Here is a 25,916-nt window from a genome sequence, read left to right on the forward strand (position 1 = left end):
CACGCAAAATAGCCATAGCCGTAATAATAGCTATAGCTGAAGGAAAAAACATAATTTGCGGCAAACACAGAATTCGTTTTCATACTTGCACCTGCATCAATAAATGTAATCATTGATTATGTTTAACCAATTACGTTTACATACAGTCAGTGTAAACCTATTTGATATTTCCGTCAAGAAGCACTTGTGTAACGCATTTAACAGTTTTGCGAACCTTTTCTCTAACCTGATAATTCTATTCCTGCAACTTATCTCCTGGCAATCCGCTTACATAATAAGTGTACATGACATAATTTGCCAGCGCGTCTTCATATTCGTGCTGGGGATACGGTTCATCGATTTTATCCACAAACTGCATTTCCCGGCTGAAATAATAAGCTTTGTCACCAAAAAAACCCAGAGCGCAGTCCGGCTCCGGATACTGCTGCAACAGATTCCGGCCGATAAACCGTTCCGGCGGCTGAATGCCCTGAAGGCACAAAAGGGTCGGCGCAATGTCTATTTGGGAACTGTAGGCGCTGTTATCCAGGTTTTCCAACGGGGCCAGGTTTTTGGAAACAAAAATCAGAGGGATTGGCGCGATGCTCTGCCGGTCTTTTTCTTTTTTGACAAGTTCCGTATACTCCCCGCCGGAATGGGGGTTGTGGTCGCTCGTAATAATATATAAAGTACGGTCATCCATCAGGCCTGCGTCTTCCGCTGCTTTGAAAAATGCTTTCAGCGTATAGTCCACCCAATACATCCCGTGAATGCTGACCGTCTGGTTATCACGGAAAGATTCCGGCGTATCGGCCCACTTCGTAGCATAATAAGGATAAGGCTGATGCATATCCAGAGTCTTGGTCACGTAAAAAAACTTTTGCCCTTTCAGTTTTTTCAGCTGTTCCAATGTCCGCCGGTACATCTCATCATTATGGAAGCCCCAGCCGGAAGCACCGGAATAACCGGCTTTCTCCAAATCTTCCCTGGCTTCGTAATGCGCCATGCCAAATTGCTCAGTATATTGCCTGAACTCATTATTGTAATAGCGGCTGGATGCGCTCTGGAAGTACCCGTCAAAACCTTTTGCCTGCATGCTGCGGAAAATAGAAGGTTTATCACTGCCTTCTACGTCCCCGTCAAACAACAACTGGGAGCGGAAGGTAGCGTTCAGTCCTTCCGTAGTGGGTATGGCAGAAGAATAGTAATTGTCAATACGCGGATATCGCTTTAAAAGAACATCCAGGTACGGCGTGGCCTCTGCCGGTATTTCTTTATTATAGAAATGGATATAGTCACGGTGTACGGATTCCAGTATCAGCATCACGATACGGTCATAGGCAGGCGCCGGCAAGGGACGGGACGGTTTCTTCCGCATGACCCCCAGTTTATACATCCATTCCTTGTCTTTTTCCGTCAGTTCTTTTTTCTTGTGCTGGGTATCCCTTATTACTTTTTCTTTATTAAAAGCCGCCTTGCTGATTACATTCATGGCAATCGGCGTGACCAGCAGATCCCTGTATTCCTGCCGGCTTTTTTCAACCTGCTCTTCGCTCCACAAACCGGATACATGCAACGCGTACAGACCCAGCTGGCTTCCGGTAAAATACAGCAGATTGAAGAGAAGGGTACATCCCAAAACCGCCAACAGCGCCCAGGCAACATTAGGTTTATGTCTTCTGGGTTTCGTTACCCGGAACAGCAGGAAAATGGCCGCAACACAACAGGCGATTTCCATAATCTGTCTTTTCGAAAAAGAAGACATGACCCCCTGGATCGCGTAGATGTTAAAGTTACGGAAAAACACCGCCTGTACATGCATGGAAGTCTGCCAGAAGTAAACCACGTCCATCAGCATTGCTGCCGCGCACAACAAATACACGGCAAAATAGAAAACTTTGTTTTTCTTTGAAGGGTTATGGTGATACCATACGGCAGCCAGAATTACAGGAACGATATTGTTTATCAGTCCGGCCAGGATTCCCAGCGTTGTTAAAAAATAAGGATCCAGCGCCAGTTTTTGCTGCATATACCAGGCAAAGCCCAGATAGGAAACGCCCAATACTACAGCAGGGAAATAACGCTGCAGCCGGTCCGGGATCCGTTTCCGGCGCAAAAAAAGCAGGTACCCCACGACCAGTAACACCAGATCACGCAATAAAGCGTTGACCAGTGTCTGCAAATAATCACCTTCGGGAAACGGAATGATACCTGCAAAAAGCTGCCGGGCATGCTCTTCTTCCCAAAAGTAAATGGCGCCTGCAATTATGACGAACAGCAGCAGAACGCCAATACGTTTCCCCCTATGTTTCCAATCCATACGGATACCTGCCTGATATGATTTATACGCTCTATAAAAAACTGTCAGCTGAAATGTTTACACGATTATTCGTCAGGGGATGAACCGCAATGGCTCATCCATGATTTCAAGTTTCAACGGTGTAGACGCGACCACGTCCCCGTCCAGTTCTACCGGAAAGTCTTCCGGCAGATTGACGGATTCTATTTCCACTTTTTTCGCCCTGCGGCAGAGAACCTCTTTATCCAGATTCAGTCCTTCCAGCGCAATCAGCGACGCATATTTCAGGATATCGGCCCGCTTATTGCCCGGAAAAACCGCTGCGTACAGCCATGGTAACGTAAGGGCAGCGTCGGTAAAAAGATTATACCGTCCGGCATAATAGCGGCTTTTGCCTATAATCACGGAAGAACCGGTATGCCATTCCGTTTCATCATCAAAGCGCACCCGGAACGCATACCGCCAGTTGCTGAAGACCAGTTCCCGCCGGACCAGCTGGGTACTTTGCAAAACATAGGCAAATTTGTTCAGAAGACGTTTCTGCATAGCTCCCACATTGTCTACCACAAGGGAGTCAAAGCCTACGCTTGCCACTGTCAGGAACAGGTTCCCGTTGGCCCGGCCAGTATATAAAGGATATACCAAACCTTTCAAAGCACGACGCACCCAGCGTTCCGGTTCATTACGCAGGGACATCTCCTTGGCAATCAGGTTTACCGTTCCCGCAGGAAACACACTGATGTACGGGCGGTAATCCAGTTGCAGCATATCTTCCACAAAGGCACGGATGGTCCCATCGCCCCCGGCAATGATCACCCAGTCACATTTTTCCTCTGCCGCTTTCTTTGCCAGTTCCGGCATCTGCTCAAAAAACTGAACATCCAGCAGTTCTACTTCCGCGTCCAGTTCCTGCTTAAGCAGCTTATAAACTTCATTGATGCGGGACAACATACTGGCAAACAACTGCCGGCCGGAATACCGGTTATAAAGGATAAAGACTTTTTTAAATTGTCTTACGTCAATCTGATCCTCCGGTTGCACCGGCAGCCCTCCCCACTCTTTACGCTAAATTATTCAGTCCGCTTTGTAAAAAGCAGATAACCTGTTCTTCAGGTTCCTGTCTCCCCGCTGTACAATTATTCCAGCCATTTTTCGCAGGCATCCAGCACCTGCTTCACTGTCAGTTCCTTCATGCAACGCATATTGTATTTTGCATCACGGCAATGGTGTTTCATCCCTGCCGCGCAGCCCGGGCAGGGCGGCTGGGCCGTAACAACAGTGGCCAGCCTGGTATAAGGCCCATACAGTTCCGGATGACTGGGCCCGTACATAGCTACAACGGGAACACGTTGGCTGATCGCAACATGCATAGGCCCGCTGTCATTGGTAATAATCAGGCAGCAACGGCGCATGGCAGCGGCCAGCTGCCCAATCGAAAGCTGTCCCGTAGCCAGCACCGGCTTTGTCTTCATGTGTCCGACCGCTTCCTGCACCATGTCTTCATCCATGGTACCGCCAAAGAACACTGTTTTATATCCCCTGGCAGACAGCGTATCTGCCACTTCCGCAAACCGTTCCGGCGCCCAGCGTTTTGTTTCCACCGCGCTGCCAATATTAAATCCCACCAGTTTGTCAGTAGGGATTACGCTCTTTTCTTTCCAGAATGATTCTGCAAAGGCTCTGTTTTCATTTCCCGGAAAGATTTCCAATCCCCGGTGACTTAACTCTTTTACGCCAAGCTGTGTCAGAACGTCCAGATACATGTCTGCCGCATGCTTTTTCCGGTCCAGCGGCGTCAGTATATCAAACCAGGGTCTGAGAAGACTTTGGGTACAGCCTGTACGAGTTCCCACTTTGGTCATGGCGCAGATAAAAGAACAACGTATCGTCGGATGCAGATTGATCAGGATGTCGAAATTCATCTTTCCCAGATTATGCGCACAGCTCAGTAACGCCAGAATACTGTTATCCCTGCCATGTTTATCAATGGTGATTACTTCATCCAGACAGGGATTATGCAACACCACGTCCTTCAGCTTTTCATCCACCAGCATTGTGATATGTGAATCCGGCGCTGCCTGCCGCAGAGCCCGTATGAAAGGCGTGGTCAGGGTCAGATCGCCCAGGTGCATCAGAAATGTCACCAAAATCTTTTTATGGTTTAATTCCATGCCATTCACTTCACTTTCTTCCTGTATTCGTCAAACACCATTTCCGGTGTGATTGCTTTCATGCAGATCCAGTTATCGCAATGCTTTTTCAGGCAGCCGGCACAGGATACCGGCGCTTTGATAATTGTCGCTTCCGCGCTTCCGTAGGGGCCCGTGCGGTCAGGACGGGTTGGTCCGTACAGCGCGACCAACGGTTTTTTCATGGCCGCCGCAATAAACAACGGGCCGGTATCAACGCTGATATAGGCTGTACAATGCTGAAGCAGCGCACCCAGTTCCCGCAGCCCTGTCTTTCCTGTCAAATCTGTAACACCGGGAGATAATCCGGCAATCTGTGAACCTAAGGGTATATCTTCCGGGCCTCCTGCCAGTACTACCTGTTTCCCGTCACGAAGTATCATGCCTGCCAGTTTCGCAAAATGTTCCGGCGGCCACTTCTTGGTGTCCCAGCGGGCTCCGGGCACCAATACAACATAAGGATCTTTCAGGGCCTCAGTCTTTTCCTGCACAGCCTGCCATTCCTTCTGCAAGTCCGGCATGGGAAACTTAATTTCGTCTACTGTACAACCCAGATACCGGGCCACGTCTAAATATCGCTCAATCACATGGTCTCTGGCATGCTCTCCTGTAACAGCCCTGCTGATAAACCCGCTGCCTTCCCGCATTTCACAGTAGCCGATCCGGTTGTCACAACCGCTGATGGCTGCCAGCACAGCGCTTTTAAACAAGCCCTGCATATCGATGACCAGGTCAAACTGCTTACTGTGCAACAGGGAACGCATCTCCCGGAAACAGGACCACTTGTCCCAAAGGCCCATCTTGTTAAATTTTACTTTGTCAAAATACAGCACCTCGTCCACCATGGGCGGATCCGGCACAAAGGCGCCGAATTGCGGATGCACCAGCCAGGTCAGCCTTGCCCCGGGAAAACGTTCCCGCAATACCGCAACAAAGGGCAACGTATGCAATACGTCGCCCAGTGAACTCATTTTTATGATGAGGATATTATGATATTCCATGTTGTTCACAGTCATGCACAATGCTCTTTACAAATTCCAACAGACTGCCGCCTGTATACAGATATCCTTTCACTCCTGCAGCTTCCGCTGACTCTAAGTCACGGGAGCTGTCTCCAATCAGAAACGCATTCCCCGGCAGCACATTAAAATCGTTCAGCGCCTGCAATATCATACCCGGCTTCGGCTTGCGACAGTCACATTCAACATCATACTGCTTAACGGCAGCCCCCGGCAAATGGGGACAGTAATAAAAAGCCGCGATTTCACCGCCGGACTTCTTCATTTCCGCTTGCATCCATGCATGCAGTTTCCTGACAGTATCTTCAGTAAAGTAACCCCGCGCCACGCCGCTCTGATTGGTCACCACTGCCACCAGAATCCCCCGGCTTTTCATCCAGGCGATTGCTTCTCGGCTGCCGGGAATCCATTCCACGTCTTCTGCTTTATAAAGATATGCTTTATCAACGTTCAGGACACCGTCCCGGTCTAACAGACATAACTTTTTCACAGCCATATACTTATAAACTGTCCTGCCTTGTGTAATATCCGCCGGTCTTATCCAGCACCTGACAGTACTCTTCCACAGCTTCTTCAATACCGGTAAAGCCGCCGTCATATCCCACCGACAGCAATGCCGTTTCATCTGCCTGAGTGTAACTCTGGTATTTCCCTTTCAGCACTTCAGGGAAGGGGACATATTCCAGTTTATCCACAGGCGCGCCAAAATGCTTCAGTACGGCTTTGGCAACCGTATTAAAGGGATGCGCGTGTCCGGTCCCGCAATTGTAGATGCCCTTAAGTTCCGGATGGTCCCAGAAGAAGAAGTTCACTTTCACCACATCTTTTACATATACGAAATCACGGGTCTGTTCCCCGGGTCCGTAACCGTCGTACCCTTCAAACAGCTTTACCCTGCCTTCCTTCCTGAACTGGTTATACATCTGAAACGCCATGGAAGCCATCTTTCCCTTATGGTTTTCCTGAGGACCGTACACATTAAAATAGCGTAATCCCACCACCTGGCTTTCCAGTCCGTCCAGATAACGGCGGATATAATTGTCCATGAACAGCTTGGAAAAAGCATACACGTTCAGCGCTTCCTCACACTCCGGTTTTTCTGTGAAACCGTGCTTACCGCTGCCGTAGGTAGAAGCAGAGGAAGCATACATGAACTGGATCTTCCGGTCTGCAGCAAAATGGAACAGATTCTTCGTATATTCAAAATTGTTTTCCATCATGTACTTGCCGTTGTACTCCATGGTATCAGAGCAGGCGCCCTCATGGAAGATAACGTCAATTTTTTCATGGTCGAATGCTCCGTCAAGGACAGCCTCGCCGAAATCAATTTTATCCATGTAATCCATAACTTTCAGGCCCTGAATATTTTTAAACTTTACCATATTGGTCAGGTTATCCACCACGAGGATATCGTCCCTGCCCCGTTCATTCAGGCCTTTTACAATATTGCTGCCGATAAACCCGGCTCCTCCGGTCACAATAATCATAATTTTATCCGCCTTTCCGGGAACAACTCTGTCAGGATTTCTGAACTTCAAAACAGCGGTTTAAAGCTTCCCTTCCCGAACCAGACCGGCAATCTGATTTACCAGTCCCGTAGTGGAATATCCTTCCTCAAATTCAACAATCTCCACTTTTCCTGCATATTCACGTCCTGCCACCTGATCCGGACGATAGTCTCCACCCTTAACCAGGATATCGGGGCGAACCATTTTAATTAACCTGGCAGGTGTATCCTCATGAAAGATTACCACCGCGTCTACACAGGCAAGAGAAGCTAAAACACGCGCCCGGTCCAGTTCATTGACCAGCGGCCGGGGCTCACCCTTCAGACGGCGTACGGAATCATCAGAATTCAGACCCACAATCAGATGCTTGCCCAGCTTGGCCGCTTTTTCCAGATAAGATACATGGCCTACGTGTAAAATGTCAAAGCATCCATTGGTAAAGACAATTTTCTCTCCGCCTTTATGCCAGATTTGTGCAAGATCCGCAACTTCTTTCCAGGAAAGAGGCCGGAACCCGTATCCCAGTTTCCGTTCTTCATTCAGCAGATTCTGCAGCAGTTCGTCCCGGTGCACAGGATATGTGCCTACTTTGCCTACCACAATTCCGGCCGCGCGGTTCGCCATATATACAGCCTCCGGCAGTGCAAGACCCCCGGCAACAGCAGCAATCAGGACCGCCGCTGCTGTATCCCCGGCGCCGGAAACATCAAACACTTCCAGCGCGGAAGCAGGGCAGTGAATGACCGTCCGTTTCTCTCCTACCAGCGTCATGCCTTTTTCACTGCGGGTCACTACCACATTCCGGATGCGGTAGCGCTCCCTCGCCATCTGGGCAATTTGCAGGACAGGACCGTCCTCATTGGGAACTGTCTGGCCTGCCGCTTCGCACATTTCCTTCAGATTCGGCGTAATAAAAGTGCAACCTTCATATTTTTCCCAATGAGGTCCTTTGGGATCTACCAGCACCGGTATGCCGTGCGCGTCCGCCATACGGATTACCCACTGGCAGAATGAATCGGAGCAGACACCTTTGGCATAATCCGATATGGCAATGCCGTCCAGCCCTTTTTCTATCAAATCCAGCAGCCACTGTTTGATCCGGTCCGCCTCATCCGGATACAGATCGCCCACCTCTTCAAAGTCAAGACGCAGCATCTGCTGCCGGGATCCCAATATGCGCATCTTTGTGACGGTGGAACGGTGACGGGATTTCACCAGGCCGCTGAAATCTATTTTCTCTTTTGTAAACAGATCTTCCAAAATTTTACGGTTATCATCATCTCCTGTGACACCGCCCACATAAACACGGCAACCCAGGTTTGCCAGATTTGCTGCTACATTAGCCGCCCCGCCAAGCACCGAGTTAATCCTCTTCACACGGTTCACCGGCACCGGAGCCTCCGGGGATATCCGCTTTACTTCACCGTAAAAAAAACGGTCTACCATCACATCGCCGATGACTGCAATGCGCTGATCCTGTATTTTTTCCGCAACAAAAGTTGTACATTTCATGTCATTCATGATCCACCAGCTCACATAAAATATGTCCTAACAGGATATGCATCTCCTGCGCGCGGGCCGTCTCCCTGGCCGGAACCGCCAGACAGATATCCGCGACATCCGTCATTTTACCGCCGCCTTCTGCCGTCATACCGATACAGATAATACCCTTTGTCTTCGCTTCTTCCATGGCCAGCAAAACATTTTTGCTGTTTCCGGAAGTGGAAATGCCGATCAGCACATCCCCCCGTTCGCCTAAAGCCTGCACCTGACGGGCAAAGACAGTCTCATACCCATAGTCGTTGGCTACCGACGTAAGTATAGAAGTATCAACAGTCAAAGCGATTGCAGGAAGCCCCTTTCTCTCTTTTTGGAAACGGCCTACAAATTCTGCAGCCAGGTGCTGGCTGTCTGCTGCGCTGCCACCGTTGCCGCAGAACAAAACTTTATGTCCCCCTGACAGCGCTTTTGTAACGCATTCAGCACACATTTTCAGTTTTTGGGGCAAATCCGAAGCCTGTATCTTTTGCAATACTTCCAAATGATCCGCTAAACGCTGTTCAATAATCCGGTTCACAGACCCTCCATCTTCTCACGCTTCATAATTTGAAAAACAAATAACATTTTTGCATTACCAGTTCAGAAGCTCAAATTTAACCGTCCATTCATTCTTTCTGCTGTAATGCTTTCTCTGATACGAAACAGAAAGCACTTCGCAACAGAAACGATGATTCCACGAAACGGTAGTCGAATAATTTCCCTGGGTTGCCAGACTGCTGTCCTGCGTACCCCTGTCCATATTCCGGTGGTTAACGACCGTAAATGAATTATGCTTATCCGGTTTCCAGGAAACCCCTATACTCCAGTCTTTTGCATAATTTGGCTGCCCCTTGCTGAAAACTCTGCTGGTTTTGTGTTCATGATGATAGGTTGTCCAGATGTTCCATTTATCTGAGAAACGATACCCTACTGTTCCATGAAGAATATTCGTACTCAAATTGTTGCCGTATCGTCTGTTTACTCTGTTTACCCTTTTACTAAAGTTGCCATAACTCTCCCTGCCCCACCTGCGTCCTACCATCAGGTCCATGTACAGTTTCTTTCCGCCCAGCGGATAAAAACGGTCGTGGCGCAGATAAACCGCCTTATCCGTGTGCCAGCTTTCCCAGTCGCGGTGTGTATACTTCCATAATCCGTGCGTAATATATCCGTCAACTGACAAAGGCAATCCTTTCGCAATACGGTGCGGCTTCAGGTACAGCCCCCAGTCTATCTTTTTCCGGAGCCATATCCCCTCGTCTATCAGATCATTATCCGAATCATATATATAACCGCTGTTCACACGCACATAAAAATCCTTTTCATCATGACGGATGCCGTAAAACGGTTTGTATTTGGATTTCGAATAGTAAATCTGTTCCATATAAAAGGTTGTCGGATTTTTCAACAATGGATTGCCGATCGGCCGGCTGTACTCCAGGGAAGCATACCAGCCTCTTTCATCGTCCCAGCCTACGTGCGGGCTGATCTGACTCGCTTTCTTCTGGAGATCATTAATCCATACATCACGGGAATAAATATGTTTTCCCTTGACAAACACCTGCACTTTTCGTGCAATAATACGGTCGTTCGGAATGATGGTAATCGTTTTTGCCTTGACAGAAAGGCAAGGGGGATGTTTTACCGCCGGACACCGGGTAGTCATCCCGCCCTGATCTATAATCATCATCCCATTTTCGATTATTCCGTGAGGCGCCTCGTAATAATCAAATTTCCTGCTGCTGCCAGCTGACCTGGAAGCGCCTTTTATATGGAGAAGTTCTCCTGTTTCCTTATTGTAATTGTAATGAGCCCAACGGGAATATACTGTATTCGTCGGTTCCTGTACTGTCCCGCCTTCCAACAGCCATATATCCCCTGTTTTTTCATTGCCGACAGCTTTGGAAGAATACATCTTCGTAGCGCCCTGTTCAAGGGTAACGTTTCCCTCAATAATGAAGTCTCCGCTTTCACTGGAATACCGGGCGTCATTTCCTTTAATGATCAGAGGTAACTTTTGGGCACCCTTTTTATCTCCGTTCTTTTTGCCTTTTTTATAAGACGAAATCGGCTTACTTTCATTTCCGGCTAAAGATGCCATAGCTCCCGTCCTCTTAACTTTGCTGCCGGAAGCGGATAAACCGGGTTCCCCGGTGTTTTTTAACCCCGGGGACTCTAACTCCGTATTACGATTTTGCTGCAAATCATTCTTTACATTTCCCGGTTCAGAAAAAGATTTAATCTGCCTGCGCGCCTGATACTCATATCCCGGATACTCTTTATCCAGGGCGGGTTCAAAATTATCGTCTGTTTCTGATAATACTTCTTCAGCCTGCCGGTCTGCTTTTTCCAGCACAGCTTTCTTGGCAGCGTCAACCACGTCCGGTTCCGGTTCTTTTCTATTTTTTGCTTCATTTACCGTGGCAACATCCGGCTCATGGACAGCAGGTACTTCGCTCCCGGCAGCCTTTTGACCGGAAACATCTATTTTTGAAACAACCCTTTCTGTCAACTGTCCGGCAATCCGTGCAAAATCCTCACTGTCATCAGCAGATTCTGCTTTTGGTTGATCATTCACGATCGGACCATACGACTGTTCCAGCGGCGATTTATATTTATCGTAAGAATCATTTCCGTCAGACATCAGTTCATTGTCTGCATAGCCAGAAACTGAGAACATCATACTGGCAAGTAACACCGATGCCATTATCTGTTTTTTCATGGAATCCTCCACATGTCAATAAATATCCATTAGACATTATAACATAAAATTGCAAAAAAAAATACCAGCGTAACTTTTACGCTGGTATTTCACATCATATTTCTAAAAACAGGCAAAGTACAGGCAGTCAAAGAACCCTTTCCTGAACTATGCAGTTAAGAACAGACGGTTCATTCGCGCATCAGCCTTCAGATCCTGCGGCAGACGCCTCCTGATATACGATGCCGCTGATCTTCTGATCTTCCACAACCTGCACATAGGTAAGAGAACCCGCTTCAATTGTTTTGGATTTACCGGTAACAAAAGCGCCGCCAACAGCGCCAATCGGTCCTAATACAACCATGCCGCCAATGGAGGCTCCGGCGGCGCCAATAGCAGTTTTCGCTTCCTGCTGCGCCAACTTGCCAATATAAATGGGAACATGGCTTCCGTCAACTGCGAATACATGGCTGAATTTTACATCAATGCGGGCATCCCGGCCAAAGCTGCGGGGCTGTACTACCTTTGCAACTTCACCTACACCCTCAGCGCCCTTGGACAGTACCAGCACATCATTCACGTACAGATTATCCGCGACGCGGAATTTGACCGGGTCGCCAGGCTGGGCAGTCTTGCTGCTTAAGGGAGAGGTAAACTCAATTTTAACCAGGGAATCTTTCGGCAATACCACCGCTTCTACCGGAACCTTGCCGCCGGCATACGTAGTTTCCACCAGACGGTCCAGGCGCTGGTTCAGGGAACCGCCCTGAATCTGTCCGAACAGGGTATTTTCCAGCTCTTCAATCCGGGTTTTTGCCGGCCCGGCAGTCACCCTGGCATTCAGACGGCTGTCGGCGCCGTTCAGTTTCTGCAAAAAGCTTCCGTTTCCGCCGTTTGTACCGCAGATATATTCATAGGTGCTCTGGATGCGGTCCAGAATATTACGGCCGGAATCCGGTGCGCCGTAAATATCGTCTTCCAGGCTTTCCATACGTTCCATCATGGAACTGCTCTGATGGGTCCCGTACAGTGCGGTCTCAATGGCGTCCAGCTGTTCTGACGCAACCGGCGCAGGACCCTCCGCAAAGGCAAAAGAGGTCAGTCCCAGGCATAAAGCCAGACCGACGATCAAAGAAACTAATTTTTTCATTTGTCATCCCTCCGATAAAAATATGCTATAAACAACTATAGATAGAGTTATTATAGCTTTATTATAGCATATCTTGTAGAAAGTCAACAAAAAAAATCGTATTTTTTAACATTTTTTACAGAAAAGACAAAAAACCGCCTCATTTTAGACGGAGTCTGGCAAAATAAGGCGGTTTTTGTCTGCTGCAAAGGCGTAAAAACAACAAGGCCGATTAACTTCCGCTGTTGTCCAGAATCATAAAGGCTTCCACATGCAGTGATACGTCTGCCTCTATGGTAATATGGCAGGACAGTTCCCGGTTCCAGTCCTTTAACAGATGCTGCTGCAGGTACTCCGCTTCCAGCGGGTGTGTTACCACCAGTATCTCTTTCGCGCTCCCCTGTTTCTTCAACAGGCCACGGATCCGGCGTTTGATCTCCAGGGCAATGGCTTCTTTAGACTGCACCCGCCCGCTCCCACTGCACACCGGGCAATCGGAAAACAGCACCGCTTCCAGGTTCTGCCTTGATTTTTTCCGGGTGATTTCCACCAGATTCAATACCGTAATATCCTGTATCCGGGGCCGCATCTTGTCCCCGGCGAAAGATTCTTCCAATACGGCCAGTACCTCCTGACGGTTCTCTTCGCTGTGCATATCAATAAAATCAACTACAATGATACCGCCGATATCCCGCAGGCGCAGCTGGTGCGCAATCTCCCGGGCAGCCTGCCGGTTGATTTCCATAATGGTTTCTTCCAGATTGTTCTTTCCGCTGTAACTGCCACTGTTCACATCTATGACAGTCATGGCCTCGGTATGATCTATGACCAGGTAGCCGCCGCTGGAAAGCTCAACCCTCCGGTCCGCCAGAGAGGCCAGCGCATCTCCCAGGCCAAAACCGGAAAACACATCTTCACCGCTGTCCCACAGCTTAAGTTCTGTATCTTCTGCATCTTTCATCCCTGCCAGCAAGGCCTGTATCCGCTGGAAGGCTTCCGGATTATCCACCACGATTTCTTTTACATCCCTCGTAAAATAATCCCGAACCATGCGCACTGACAAATCCAGTTCCCTGTGCAGGAAAGCCGGAGCTTTTACCCGCTTTGCCCTGGCTTCCACAACATTCCATTCCGCAAGCAGATTGCTGATATCCGCTTCCAAAACTTCTGCCGTAACGCCTTCTGCCTCCGTACGCAGTACAATCCCCATGCCTGAAGGTCTTAATTTCTCCGCGAGCCTCCGCAGTCTGGTTCTTTCTTCTTCACCCGTTATCTTCCGGGAGATTCCGATATTATCTGAGAACGGGAATAACACGGCATAGTGCCCCGGAAACGTGATTTCCCGGCTGGCCGTCGGGCCCTTTGTTCCCCTGGGGTCCTTGGTAATCTGAATCATAACGGAAGCGCCCTCTGTCAGGTCCTGGGAATCGCCCAGATACAAAAATGCGTTCTGATCCAGCCCGATATCGATAAACGCGGCCTGTATTCCCCGCACAATATTGCTGACCCGGCCCAGAAAAATACTGCCTACCAAGTGGGCAGACATGGCCCGTTCAACCATAAACTCCTGCAATATTCCATTATTCACCAGTCCCATCCGGACTTCCTCCGGGGTACTGCTGATGATGATCTGCTGCGGCATTGGTCTCCCCTCCTTGTCTGTCTTTTCGTCTGATATAGCACGGAACCGTAACTTCCATTACACCGGCAACACAAATTTTCCGTCTGTGCCTTCCGGTTAATATTATCCCTGCTCAAATAACGTGTCCAACATGGGCCATTTATTTCCCATCTCATCCACCCGGTACAGATCCATCCGTTCAATATCCGCCTTTTCCACAGGCAGCTGCAAACCATACTGTTCATTCAGTGTATTGAGCAGATCCACTGCTTTCATGCTGCCGTCATGGGTGATGCGGCAATGGAAATGCAACTCTGTTTCCTTTTCCCGCTGTACCGCCGACAACTCGGATATATAAAACTTCACATCAATTCGCTTGACTTTTTCTTTGGCTTTGGGAGCCTGTTTTTCAAAAAACACGGTTTCAGCCCGGTTAAATGCCTCAACCGCCGGTGCAATATTGCCTGTCCAGGGAAGCGTCACCCTGTACTCCGCGCCCCCAGCCACACTCATGAGAGCAGGTGCACTGTTATCCACCGCGTCCACTGCCAACACCCGGATGCCCCGGGGCAGCGCTTTCTGCAACGCTTCTGCCGCTTCCAGCGGATGAACCGGTTCCGTCAGTTCCAGTTCCACAAATTCCGCATAGCTGACTACCCCCACGCCTAACGCAGACGCCAGAGAGTATTTCATATGAGGATTAAAACCCTGCGAATAGGCTGCCGGTAATTTGGCCCGCCGTATAGCCCGGCCAATGGTGCGTACGTACTCCAGGTGGGAAATGAAACGGATCTCTTTCTCCTTGGTAATTTGGAATCGCAGCTTCATTCCGCGTCACCTCCCTCTTTCGGCAGACCGGGCCGTTGGGTTGCGGTACTGTAGCTTTGATTATCCCCGCTGGCCATCTTTTCCGCCAGAGGCGCAAAGCCTTTTTCCTTTGATGCGTCGTAGGCCCTGCCGCTCCAGTCCATGACCGGGACGCCCAGCCGCTGACACACACCGCAGCCGTTGCAGCGGCCCTGCCGGCAGTCGGCTGTCAGCAATCCCTGCTTTGCTTTTTTATATTCACTGGCCAGGAATGCCCGGTTCACCGCAGGCTGCAGATGCTCCCAGGGGAATACTTCGTTCTCGCCCCGCGCCCGGTGATTATAAAAATCCGGATCCAGCCCGCAATCCTGCAGCGCCTGCTGCCAGCGTTCAAAATCAAACACATCCGCCCAGCCGTCAAAGCGCTGTCCGCGCTGCCAGGCCAGGTACAAAGCCTTGCCCAGACGGCGGTCACCGCGGGCAAAGATGCCTTCCATAATACTGGTCTTGCCGTCATGATACTGGAAGGTTAGATTTTTGATCCGTGTCGCCTCAATCAGGAGACCCTGTTTCCGGCGAATCTCCTCTAAGGTATCCTGGGGTGCCCACTGAAACGCCGTATACGGTTTCGGCACAAAAGAGGACGCGCTGATGGTTACCTGGCATCCCCCTTTGCCTGTAATCTCTTTAAATTTCCACTGTACTTTCTTCGCCAGCTGGGCAATGGCCAGCACATCTTCATCCGTCTCGCCGGGCAGGCCGATCATAAAATACAGTTTTACTTTTTTCCAACCATTGGCAAAAGCCGCGCTCACCGCGTGCAGCAGATCCTCTTCCGTAACGCCTTTGTTGATCACGTCACGCATACGCTGGCTGCCTGCCTCCGGCGCAAACGTCAGGCCGCTCTTCCGCACTGCCTGCACTTTTTTTGCCACGTCTACACTGAAGGCGTCAATACGCAGACTGGGCAAAGACACGCTGACCTTCCTGTCCTTAAAATCTGCAATCATGTTGTCCAAAAACGGTCCCAGACAGGAATAATCTGCCGTGCTTAACGATACCAGAGAGATTTCCTCGTAGCCCGTATTATCCACCTGTTTATGGGCAAGCTCCCGCAACACTTCCGGGCGGCGCTCCCGCACGGGACGGTATACCATCCCCGCATGGCAGAAACGGCAGCCACGGCTGCAGCCACGGAACATTTCCAACATGATCCGGTCATGAACTATTTCCCCAAACGGAACTACCGGTGCAGTAGGAAAATCTACTTCATTTAAATCTGCCACGACCCGTTTGGTCACAGTGACCGGCGCGTTCGGTGTATTGGGATTCACTGCCTGTATAGTATGATCTTCATTGTAAGTTACATCATAAAACGAAGGAACATAGACGCCGGGAATCCGAACTACCCGATGCAAGAATTCCTGCCTGCCTCCCGGTTTTCCTTCCCGTTTCCAGTTTCGGTAACAGGTCAGTACTTCCGGCAGCGCTTCTTCCCCTTCGCCCAAAATGGCAAAATCAATCACATCTGCCAGGGGTTCCGGATTGAAGACGCAAGGTCCTCCAACTACTACAAAAGGTTCCTCTTCTCCACGCTCCTCCGCAAGGACGGAAACACCGCCCAGGTCCAGCATGTTCAGGATATTGGTGTAACTCAGTTCATACTGAAGCGTAAAGCCAACCAGGTCGCATTCACAAAGAGCCTTTTTGGTTTCCAGCGTGGTAAGCACAATCCTGCGTTCCCGCATCAACTGCTCCATGTCGATCCAGGGAGCGTAAGCCCGTTCCGCCGCAATGCCCTCCATTTTATTGACCAGATGATATAAAATTTTAAAGCCCAGATAACTCATGCCCACTTCATACACATCCGGGAACGCCAGAGCAATCCGTACATCAGCTTCTTCCTTAAAAATACTGCCAAACTCCCCGCCGGTATACCGGGCCGGCTTCTTTACCGCCGCCAGCATGTCAATGGACAGTTCCTTGTTCATGTGAGAGCCTCCAAATCATCCACTAAAACTGCAACCGTGTGTGCCGTACATTAATATTCAATAATACCCCCGCCAACAGCATATTGGTTGTCAGGGAGCTGACCCCGTAGCTGAGAAACGGAAGCGGTACGCCCGTCACCGGCATGATGCCGATGGTCATACCCACGTTTACCAGCACGTGGAACAGATACATGCCCGTAATGCCTGTGGCCAGCAAGGTGCCAAAACGGTCCTCCGCGTTCAGCGCAATCGTCATGCCCCGCCAGATTAATATCATATACAACAGTAAAATAATGATGGACCCGATAAAACCAAACTCTTCCCCGGCTACCGCAAAGATAAAATCCGTATGGTTCTCCGGCAAAAAGTCCAGCTGGCTCTGGGTTCCCTGCATCCAGCCTTTGCCCCACAGCATGCCGCTGCCGATGGCAATCTTAGACTGGATTACATGGTATCCTGCCCCGAAAGGATCCAGTTCCGGATCCAGAAAAACACGGATGCGATTTCTCTGGTATTCATGTAAAAACTGCCATAACACCGGGGCCGCACAGGCAAACACCCCGGCCAGGACAGCAATCCATCTGATTTTAAAGCCGCACACCCAGAACATAGAGAAGGCGATAGCCGCAAAGACCAGGGCCGTTCCCAGATCCGGCTGCCGCAGCACCAGTACAAAGGGGACCAGCATAAACAGACAGGCCGGCAAATAATCCCTCCACTGTTCCAAATATTCACTTCGCTCATCCAGAAACGCGGCCAGGCAAACGATCATAAACGCTTTGGAAAATTCGCTGGGCTGAAAGGTCACCGGACCGATCTGGATCCAGCGCTGCGCCCCCAGGCTGGCATGGCCGAAAAACATGACTCCCAGCAGCAACAATACCATAAAGCCGTATAAAGGCAGGGCAATCCGCTTTAACGAATGGTAGTCAAGGGAAATAATCCCGATGGCCAGAAGGACGTCCACCAATAGAAATATCCCCTGCCGCTGTACAAAGCGGTTGTGCCCCGCCACCAGCGCATCCCCGTGGGTAGCGCTGGCAATCAGTACCATGCCGGTAACGCTTAGCAGCAGAATGGTCCATATTAAAATCCAGTCCAGATTGCGTAAATACCGGCGCAATGTATTATTTCCTCTCTGCTTTCAACTTTCCTGTAAGATAATCTTCCAGCACTTCATATACGACAGGCCCGGAAGCCGTAGCCCCGTAGGTTCCCTGTTCCACGATACAGGCAATGACCAGGTCCGGTTTCTCCGCCGGGGCATAGGCGATAAACCAGCCGTGGTCCTGTCCGTGAGGATTCTCCGCAGTCCCCGTTTTGCCTGCCACAGGAACCGGCAACCCGGCAAACCAGGCACCGGTACCTCCCGGCTGGGTCACACCCTTCAATCCTTTCTGAATCAGCTGAACGGTCCGGGGTTCCATTTCCAGCCTGCGGCTTTGAGGCCGCTTCGGTGTTTCATATACGCTGCCGTCTGCATTGACTATCTTCTCCACCAGATAGGGCGGATGAATCACGCCGTCTGCTGCCACCGCAGCCAGCATCTGGCAAATCTGGATAGGCGTTACCAGGGTCAGGCCCTGCCCAATGGCCGCATTAAAAGTATCACCTAACGTCCAGTCTTCGTTAAACACTTTTTTCTTAGCCGCCGGTCCGGCGATCAGCCCGGATGACTCACCGGCCAGTTCAATACCGGTAGGCCTGCCAAATCCATATTGCGCTGCATAGGCGTTCAGGTTTTCAATGCCGGCCCTGCGCCCCATTTCATAAAAATATACATTATCAGACATGGCGAAGGCCGTCTGGAAATTAATCCAGCCCAGGGCTTCCCCGCCGGCATTGCCCATGTCTGCCAGCCAATGTTTTCCTGAGTCAAAAATCAACTCTTCCGGCGTCACTTTATGTTTGTCCAGCGCTGCCGAACCTGTCACCACCTTAAAGGTGGAACCGGCCGGATATTCGCCGTTAATGACTTTATTCGTCAGCGGGTGGAACACATTTTCATTAATCAGTTTCCAGTGGGCTGTAGATATGCCGCCCACAAACCAGTTGGGATCATATCCCGGACGGGAGACCAGCGCGCGCACCGCGCCGGTATTTGGATCCATGGCCACTGCAGCCGCCCCGTAGGCATTGGGCGCGATTCCGCTGCTGCGCAAGGCGGCCATCTGTTTATCCAGTACCCGTTCCAGATCCTGCTGCAACGCAAAATCCAGCGTCAGCACCAGGCCTTTCCCGGAAACAGGAGCCTGTCCTGCCAGTTCGCGCACTACCCGGCCCCTTACATCTACTTCCTCCGTCCTGCGCCCGGTCTGTCCCCGCAGCACCGCATCATAGACAAACTCCAGGCCTTCCTTCCCCACAATACTGCCGGGGGAAAGACCTTTATATTTACCCTGCTTTATCTGCTCTTCCGAAACTTCACCAACATAGCCCAAAACATGAGCCGCCGACGTACCGTACAGATAATGCCGCATAGGCTGTAAGTTCAGCGAAATACCCGGCAGATCCTTCAGATGCTCCTCCAATGATGTGATTTCCTGAGGCGTCAGTTCGCTCTTCACCGTGATCTGCTCATAAGTGCCCGCCGCCCGGTCTGCCTTTTTCCGGATCATCTCCGGCTGCATTGCCAACAGGCGGGCCAGCAGATCCACTTCCGCATCCGAAAAGGAATTCCCTGCCTGCAGGCTGAGTACGTACCCCGGCGAGCTGTCTGCCAGTACCTTGCCGTGCACATCCATAATCCGGCCCCGGGGCGCCATAATCACCGCACTGCGCATACGGTTGCCGTCAGCCTGCTTCCCATAATACAGTCCTTTATAAAGTTGCAGCCAGGCCAGCCTGCCGCTTAAGACCACAAAAACAGCCAGCGCCACCGCAAGCATCTTTTTTAACCGATCCCCACTGGTATGGTTCAGCAACGCAATAACCCTTTCAAAATCACACCGGTTCCGCCCCGTTACTTCCCGCGCCGGAATCCCGGTCAGTTACCTGTATATTCTTTATTATTTTAAGGAAACGCTGATTAATATGTCACGTCGTCCTCGGTCGTCCACCGGTACAAGGCCAGCAGGATTCGTGTGACAGGCAGTACCAGCAGCATATTTCCCAGGCAATACAGCAGCGAATCCTGCAGATACAGGAAAAGCGCCGCTTTCCCAAAGCCTGAAAGCCAGAATACCGGCACAGCATATAAGGAGCGAAGCAGCAGACTGATAAAACCGATGATCAGAACATGGTAACCATAGTTGTTCTTGAAGATCATTTCCTTGATGCTTCCGGTACCATACCCCACCAGTCCGCGCGTCAGCATATAAAAGCCAAACACCGCGGGAGAAGAAATATCCTGCAGCAGGCCAAAGGCAAGACCGCAGACAAGACCGGCCTGGGCACCCCAAAACAATCCCACACTATAAATAAAAAGCAAGGGCAAGTCGAAAAACAGATTGCCCCCAAAACATCCCAAAGAAGTCGTCTGCAACACCAGAACAACAAACGCTGCGGCAATCCATGACCACATCTTCATGGTTTGGCCTCCCCGGCTTCTTCCGCTATTTCTTTTTCGATACGACGTTTTACATCTTCCTGTAAAATAACAAACACCCTGTCCGGACGGCTGAGGTCGGCTGCCGGCTCGATTTGCACCAGCTTCTGCAGACCTGTAACATCGGCTTCTACACCTCTCACCGTACCAACAAACAAGCCTGCCGGATATTTACCGCCAATGCCGCTGGTCACCAGCATATCGCCGGTTTGCACGTCATCATCGCGGCCAAAATATTCCCCCTGTAGCAGGGAGCGGTTCGGTCCCTGACCTGTCAGTACGCCTACGGCGCGGGATTCTTTTCGCAACACCCTGATCCCGACGCGGGACCGGTTTGCGGAAATCAGCATAAAACGGCTGTAGTGACGGTAAACCTGATCCACCACGCCGGCCATTCCTTCACTGGTAGTGACCACCATGCCGGCGAGCACCCCGTCAGCGTTGCCTTTATCTAAAAAGAAATATTCATGCAGGTCGCCCAGGCTCATGCCAATCACACGGGCCGGCAGCAGCGTCAGTTCATCCCTCTGCCTCCTGTAACCTGCCATCGCCAGCAATTCTGTGTTTTCAGCCTCCAGCTGTTTCAAACGGTATTCCGTACTGCGAAGATTATCCAGTTCCTTTTTCAACCGGCTGTTCTCTTCCTGTAATGTAGCATTCAGACGCCGGTTTTCACGGAACGAAACCACCGCGTCATTGATCTGGCGAACCGCCGCATTAACAGGCAGCAACACGGTATTCACAACCGCATTCACTAACGGGAAGCGCCACCGCTGATGTACAGCCAGTACCATGCAGGCGCACATCCCCAGCACGGCCAGCACCGTCACAAACTGCTGCTTTTTCATAATAAACCATCCGGGGCCCTATCACTTACAGCTTGCTGCTGGAAGCCATAAAGCCTTTCTTATAAGTGTCAATATTTTCCACGCAGATACCGGTTCCCAACACCACGCAGGCCAACGCTTCGTCACTGACGTATACCGGCATGCCGGTCTCCTTGCTGATCAGTTTGTCAAGATTCCGCAGCAAAGAAGAACCGCCTGTCATGATTATGCCATGGTCGATGATATCCGAAGCCAGTTCCGGCGGCGTCCTTTCCAGCGTATTGCGCACTGCGTCCACGATGCTCGCTACCGGTTCCGCAATACCCGTGCAGACCTGGTTAGCATTGATTGTCAGATTCTTGGGCAGACCGCTGACCAGGTCGCGGCCACGGATCTCCATGGTATCCGGATTGTCAACAAACATAGCCGTGCCTAACGTGATCTTAATCTGTTCCGCCGTACGCTCGCCGATCAACAGGCTGAAAGTCTTGCGGATATAGCGGGAAATCGCATCATCAATGGCGTCCCCGCCGGTACGGATAGATCGGGACACCACGATGCCGCCCAGAGAAATGACCGCCACCTCGCAGGTGCCGCCGCCAATATCGACAACCATGCTTCCGGTAGCCTCCTGCACCGGAAGACCGGCTCCTATAGCAGCTGCCATGGGTTCCTCAATCAGATAGGCTTCCCGGGCTCCCGCCTGAATTGCCGCATCCACAACAGCGCGTTTTTCCACTTCCGTCACGCCGCTGGGAACACCGACAACGATACGGGGCCGTACCAGGGAATGATATCCGATGGCTTTATGGATAAAATATTTCAGCATGGACTGGGTAATGTCAAAATCCGCGATGACCCCGTCCTTCATGGGACGGATGGCAATGATGTTGCCCGGCGTGCGTCCGATCATCTGCTTGGCCTCCGCGCCGATTTCCAGCACTTCGTTAGTTTCGCTGTCCACGGCCACTACCGAAGGCTCACGGATAATGATCCCTCTTCCTTTGCAATGCACCAGCGTATTAGCGGTGCCGAGATCGATTCCCAAATCGTGGGAAAATCTGCCGAATATGCTAAACATACTGCTTTCACCCCATATAATCTTTCAAAAGCCGTACAGTCCCCGCCTTTGCGGAAAACTGCCCGGAAACCATTGTAATTTCAATATTTCAACAGGCCAGACTACAGATCGCCATGTTCCTTGAAGCTGTAATACCGCCCGTCACCGATGACCAGATGATCCAGCAGCGGGATTCCCAAAACGCTTCCCGCTTCTTCCAGCGCACGGGTCAGCTTGCGATCCTCCGTGCTGGGATACGGATCCCCCGACGGGTGGTTATGGGCCACCAGGATGCAGGCCGCGTGCGCTGTCACAGCAGGCGCGAACACCTCCCTGGGATGCACCACGGCGCTGGTCAGGGACCCCTCCGCAATCTGTTCGGTTTTTATAATCCGGTTCTTTGTATTTAACAGCAGGACGATAAACTTTTCATGAGTCTCATTTCGCAGTCTGCCCATCAGATATTGCGCTCCGTCGCCCGGCGAGGCGATATGTTCGGAGTCAATGGCTGATGCGCAGGCTATCCGCCTTCCCAGTTCCATCGCAGCTAAAATACGGGCAGCTCTGGCATTGCCAAGGCCTTTGATGTGCCTGAATTCCTGCACCCTGTGCCAGCGGGCCACCTGCCGGTATAACCCTTCGTTCCGGGTCATCTCTTCGGCAATACGCAGGGCGGAATGCTCTTTCGTGCCGCTGCCGATCAGGATCGCCAGCAATTCCGCATTGGACAGGGCTTCAGCCCCTTTATTGCACAGCCGTTCCCGTGGCCGGTCCTCTTCGCTCATCTCTTTAATTTTAAAATCTGACAAACTATCATCTCCTTTACTTCTTTAAGAATTAGTTTTTAAAGCACCTGTACAGGAAACGCTCGCACAGCGTTCACCTAACGCTCCGTTTGTTCAAACGTTTCCCGCACAGATAATTCTTACCTGCCACTATACAAAAATGACTTGGGCTTTTCAGCCAGTTCTTCGACTTCCTCTTCTGTGTTGATCAGGTACTCTGCCGGTTCAATTTCTGCCACGGTCAGCTGTTCTTTTGCGCTAATGGCATCCCGGCGGAATATCTTAATGTAATTGTAAGCAATATACATCCAGACCACTATGCTGCCGCCCACAAAGGGCCAGAACCAGAAATCCATCTTAAAATAGCCGGCCAAAGCATAACCGAAGATACCGCCGGCCGCCAGGCATAAAATGGGCAGCATGATCTGGAACCATTTTGCCTTGCGTGCATCGACCTTGCGGTATTCTATAATCACATTATCTCCCGGATGGGCGCTGATGGGATTCCAGCAGTCGATGTAAGCCCGCAGCCCCCGCTCGGTAGTTTCTTTAAAATTGACACGGACCTTGGCGCGTTCGCCATGGGTCTCCGTTACCGTTCCTTTAATCACTTGCAAACTCCTTCTCCAACTGTTACAAAAAACGTTCTGCTATGAAGAACATCCTCTGTCTGCAAACAGAACTTCCTGTTCATAAAGTCTTACGCGTAGGGATAAAAACAAATGTACCCAATCGCAAGGGCAAAGATCAGTCCATACATGGCGAGGGCCACCAGCAGCCCCTGCCAAGTCCGGGGATACCCGAAGTTCATGTACTCACCAAAAATACCACGACGGTTCAACAGCGTGTAATTGGTACGGCGCTTAAACCACAATGCTTTCCGTTCACTCCCAACAAGCCGCGCAGTAATAAAGATAATGAAAAAAGACAGAAAAAAGACGGTAAACAGACGGCCGGTCACAGCAGCCGGCGGTACAGTAGAAATATCTATCATACGACCACTCCTAAAACTCCAGGTACTTGTCCGGCATCAGACGCACCAGTTCTTTTAAAAACTCATCACTGCAACAGAAGATGACTGCTGCCAGCCCCTTGCCTTCCTTAAATGCCAGGATGCGGGTAGGATTGACGTCCGCCATATTATAGCGGTGAATATAATGTTTAATGCGGGTACGGCGGAAAAAATCGTGCCGGTAATGCTGGGCAAAGCTTTCCGTTTTGCTCAGGTCAACTTTGTAACTGCCCTGCTTCCATAATCCGATGGTCACGATTTCCAGCTCGTTCTGGCGCAGAATCACTTCGTACCGGTAATATACCTTCCAGATCCAAAGCCCCAGCCAGAGAAAATTAAGCCCCATTCCCACGGGGCTGACTATGCCGGTACTGTTAAAGCGGAATCCCTCATAGGCCCAGCTGCAGCAGATTGCCAGCAGCGCCATGTAGGCCAGTCCCATCTTGCCGCTGCCCCGGGTAGTAGTTTCCCGGCAAATTTCCTTATTCTTCAAAAAACTCCCTCCAATACGCTTGAACGTTTCAGCGAGACACACTGATCGACAGCAAAAGCGGGTACACCAGGCTGCCCGTTTACGCTGACAGCAAACACGAACCCACTTTAAAATTTTGCCATATCATTATAACAGAAAAAGGAATAAAAAGATAGAGGAAGAAGTGCAATTCGTCTTTATTTTTCAGCTATTTTTCAAATTGTGTTTCAGTCTGCAAAAAGTTTGGAAAAATTCTTTTCGCAAAAAGAAAAGAGGCTGCGACAAACGTCGCAGCCTCTTAAATGGTAAACCGTGATCAACTCACAAGCGTGCCTCAATCAACAAAATCTGTAAGTCTCAATCAGCACAATGCATCCGGATCAATTAGAAGGTTACAGCCAGCTGGCTCCACAGGGTCTTAGCTTTCATATTGCTGTCTTCTTTGCCCTTAATGTCAAAGTACTCTACCGTAGCAATCATGTTCTTGCCAACGGTTACATCGCCTGCTACGCTCCAGCCTTTAAAGCCCTGATTTACAAAATCCATCGCGTTGCCGTCCATGGTATGGGCAATAAAGGTGCCTGCACCCTGATCATAATATTTAGCGGTCAGACCCCAGGTACCGGGTTTTGCAGCCTCAGCTCCGCCATAGGTTGCGGTAATAACAAATCCGTCATCATCGGCCTTTTTGCCATTGTATACCGGATCTACATCGGATTTCAGGTAAATAGCGCCCAAGGTAGCCTTGCCGAAGTTATAACCGGCCTGTACGCTCCATACACCATTGTCATCAAAACCTGCTACATCAGCTCCGTTAATATCTTTCGCATCTTCGAATTTATCATACGCGACGTTCAGCGAGAATTTGCCTGCATCATAGCCAAGGTTTGCGCCCCAGAACTTATTGTACCAAGCGCCAGGCCCACCATTATATTTCAAAATATAGTTAGCAGGTTTTTCGCCATCATCAATCGGATCTGCCGGTTTGCCATAGTATGCGCCAAATTTTACTTTGTTGCCATAGGCAATCTTGACACCGTCCATACGGGTATCGTACAGGTTGGCATCGCCCAGCTGGAAGTCGTGACGGCCGGCTCTTACCTGCAGTCCGCCCAGGCGGCCATCCACATAAGCGCGCTGGAAATCAGTGCGTTCGTCACCAATATTATTGGTTAAATCCTGATAATTCTGCAACATTCCAACATAAGTCCAGTTGTCATTTACCTGGCCGTTGAACCAGATACGGGAACGCAGGCCGGTTCTGTGACCGTTTTCGCTATAACCTTCTCTTTTGTCATGCGCATAATGATAACGGAACTGACCGGTGATCTTTACATTGTCAGCTTTCTTTTCCAGAGCTGCTACGCGAACGCCCAGCGCATCCAGTTCATCAGCAAATTCAGCAGCCAGTTTGTCTACGTTGGCGCCTTT

At 50.4% G+C, this 25,916-nt stretch carries 23 protein-coding genes; all 23 read right to left on the reverse strand.

All coding sequences use genetic code 11. The annotated features are described in order from the left end of the window. Positions 1–235 precede the first annotated feature (235 nt). Positions 236–2,299, reverse strand: coding sequence for an LTA synthase family protein (locus BM159_RS00925; RefSeq protein WP_093912390.1), 2,064 nt, complete (start codon positions 2,297–2,299; stop codon positions 236–238). A 72-nt stretch (positions 2,300–2,371) separates the two neighbouring features. Next, positions 2,372–3,319, reverse strand: a complete 948-nt coding sequence (locus BM159_RS00930; protein WP_093912391.1) for a diacylglycerol/lipid kinase family protein — start codon at positions 3,317–3,319, stop codon at positions 2,372–2,374. A 95-nt stretch (positions 3,320–3,414) separates the two neighbouring features. Then, positions 3,415–4,449, reverse strand: a complete 1,035-nt coding sequence (locus tag BM159_RS00935) for a glycosyltransferase family 9 protein (RefSeq protein WP_093912579.1) — start codon at positions 4,447–4,449, stop codon at positions 3,415–3,417. 5 nt (positions 4,450–4,454) lie between these two features. Then, positions 4,455–5,483 carry a lipopolysaccharide heptosyltransferase I gene (gene waaC / locus BM159_RS00940; protein WP_245763595.1) on the reverse strand — a complete coding sequence of 343 codons (1,029 nt, stop codon included), beginning with the start codon at positions 5,481–5,483 and terminating at the stop codon, positions 4,455–4,457. Beyond that, positions 5,455–5,976, reverse strand: coding sequence for a D-glycero-alpha-D-manno-heptose-1,7-bisphosphate 7-phosphatase (locus BM159_RS00945; protein WP_177205837.1), 522 nt, complete (start codon positions 5,974–5,976; stop codon positions 5,455–5,457). The genes waaC and BM159_RS00945 overlap by 29 nt, the downstream gene beginning before the upstream one ends. Positions 5,977–5,986: 10 nt before the next feature. Beyond that, positions 5,987–6,973 (reverse strand): ADP-glyceromanno-heptose 6-epimerase, encoded by a 987-nt coding sequence (gene rfaD / locus BM159_RS00950; RefSeq protein WP_093912393.1) that lies wholly within the window; start codon positions 6,971–6,973, stop codon positions 5,987–5,989. A 60-nt stretch (positions 6,974–7,033) separates the two neighbouring features. Then, positions 7,034–8,515 (reverse strand): D-glycero-beta-D-manno-heptose-7-phosphate kinase, encoded by a 1,482-nt coding sequence (rfaE1, locus tag BM159_RS00955; RefSeq protein WP_093912394.1) that lies wholly within the window; start codon positions 8,513–8,515, stop codon positions 7,034–7,036. Continuing rightward, positions 8,508–9,071, reverse strand: a complete 564-nt coding sequence (gene gmhA, locus BM159_RS00960) for a D-sedoheptulose 7-phosphate isomerase (protein WP_093912395.1) — start codon at positions 9,069–9,071, stop codon at positions 8,508–8,510. Before gmhA ends, rfaE1 begins: the two co-directional genes overlap by 8 nt. A gap of 54 nt (positions 9,072–9,125) precedes the next feature. After that, positions 9,126–11,255, reverse strand: a complete 2,130-nt coding sequence (locus BM159_RS00965; protein ID WP_093912396.1) for a hypothetical protein — start codon at positions 11,253–11,255, stop codon at positions 9,126–9,128. Between the two features lie 181 nt (positions 11,256–11,436). Further along, on the reverse strand, positions 11,437–12,384 hold the full coding sequence (locus BM159_RS00970) for a hypothetical protein (protein ID WP_093912397.1): 948 nt from the start codon (positions 12,382–12,384) through the stop codon (positions 11,437–11,439). Between the two features lie 211 nt (positions 12,385–12,595). Further along, entirely contained in the window at positions 12,596–14,005 is a 1,410-nt protein-coding gene (locus BM159_RS00975) for an Rne/Rng family ribonuclease (RefSeq protein WP_093912398.1), read from the reverse strand. Between the two features lie 102 nt (positions 14,006–14,107). Beyond that, positions 14,108–14,812 (reverse strand): TIGR03936 family radical SAM-associated protein, encoded by a 705-nt coding sequence (locus tag BM159_RS00980; RefSeq protein ID WP_093912399.1) that lies wholly within the window; start codon positions 14,810–14,812, stop codon positions 14,108–14,110. Next, positions 14,809–16,782, reverse strand: coding sequence for a TIGR03960 family B12-binding radical SAM protein (locus BM159_RS00985; protein ID WP_093912400.1), 1,974 nt, complete (start codon positions 16,780–16,782; stop codon positions 14,809–14,811). Before BM159_RS00985 ends, BM159_RS00980 begins: the two co-directional genes overlap by 4 nt. 22 nt (positions 16,783–16,804) lie before the next feature. After that, positions 16,805–17,905 (reverse strand): rod shape-determining protein RodA, encoded by a 1,101-nt coding sequence (gene rodA / locus BM159_RS00990; protein WP_245763597.1) that lies wholly within the window; start codon positions 17,903–17,905, stop codon positions 16,805–16,807. Positions 17,906–17,909: 4 nt separating this feature from the next. After that, positions 17,910–19,670: a penicillin-binding protein 2 gene (mrdA, locus tag BM159_RS00995; protein WP_093912582.1), complete on the reverse strand. Its 1,761-nt coding sequence runs from the start codon at positions 19,668–19,670 to the stop codon at positions 17,910–17,912. 140 nt (positions 19,671–19,810) lie between these two features. After that, entirely contained in the window at positions 19,811–20,311 is a 501-nt protein-coding gene (mreD, locus tag BM159_RS01000; RefSeq protein WP_093912401.1) for a rod shape-determining protein MreD, read from the reverse strand. Continuing rightward, positions 20,308–21,177, reverse strand: coding sequence for a rod shape-determining protein MreC (mreC, locus tag BM159_RS01005; RefSeq protein ID WP_093912402.1), 870 nt, complete (start codon positions 21,175–21,177; stop codon positions 20,308–20,310). The genes mreD and mreC overlap by 4 nt, the downstream gene beginning before the upstream one ends. Positions 21,178–21,202: 25 nt before the next feature. Next, positions 21,203–22,237: a rod shape-determining protein gene (locus tag BM159_RS01010; RefSeq protein ID WP_093912403.1), complete on the reverse strand. Its 1,035-nt coding sequence runs from the start codon at positions 22,235–22,237 to the stop codon at positions 21,203–21,205. A gap of 101 nt (positions 22,238–22,338) precedes the next feature. Further along, the gene (radC, locus tag BM159_RS01015) at positions 22,339–23,025 is read right to left on the reverse strand and encodes a RadC family protein (RefSeq protein WP_245763598.1); all 687 of its coding nucleotides are present in this window, start codon (positions 23,023–23,025) and stop codon (positions 22,339–22,341) included. 116 nt (positions 23,026–23,141) lie between these two features. Next, on the reverse strand, positions 23,142–23,612 hold the full coding sequence (locus tag BM159_RS01020) for a SoxR reducing system RseC family protein (protein WP_093912404.1): 471 nt from the start codon (positions 23,610–23,612) through the stop codon (positions 23,142–23,144). 89 nt (positions 23,613–23,701) lie between these two features. Beyond that, positions 23,702–23,995, reverse strand: coding sequence for a hypothetical protein (locus BM159_RS01025; protein WP_093912405.1), 294 nt, complete (start codon positions 23,993–23,995; stop codon positions 23,702–23,704). A gap of 10 nt (positions 23,996–24,005) precedes the next feature. Then, positions 24,006–24,506, reverse strand: coding sequence for a hypothetical protein (locus tag BM159_RS01030; protein WP_093912406.1), 501 nt, complete (start codon positions 24,504–24,506; stop codon positions 24,006–24,008). A gap of 363 nt (positions 24,507–24,869) precedes the next feature. Continuing rightward, the coding region (locus tag BM159_RS01035; RefSeq protein ID WP_245763599.1) for a porin family protein at positions 24,870–25,916 on the reverse strand (1,047 nt) is incomplete at its 5' end.

It is taken from the genome of Succiniclasticum ruminis DSM 9236 (assembly GCF_900112895.1).
Lineage (GTDB): Bacteria > Bacillota > Negativicutes > Acidaminococcales > Acidaminococcaceae > Succiniclasticum > Succiniclasticum ruminis.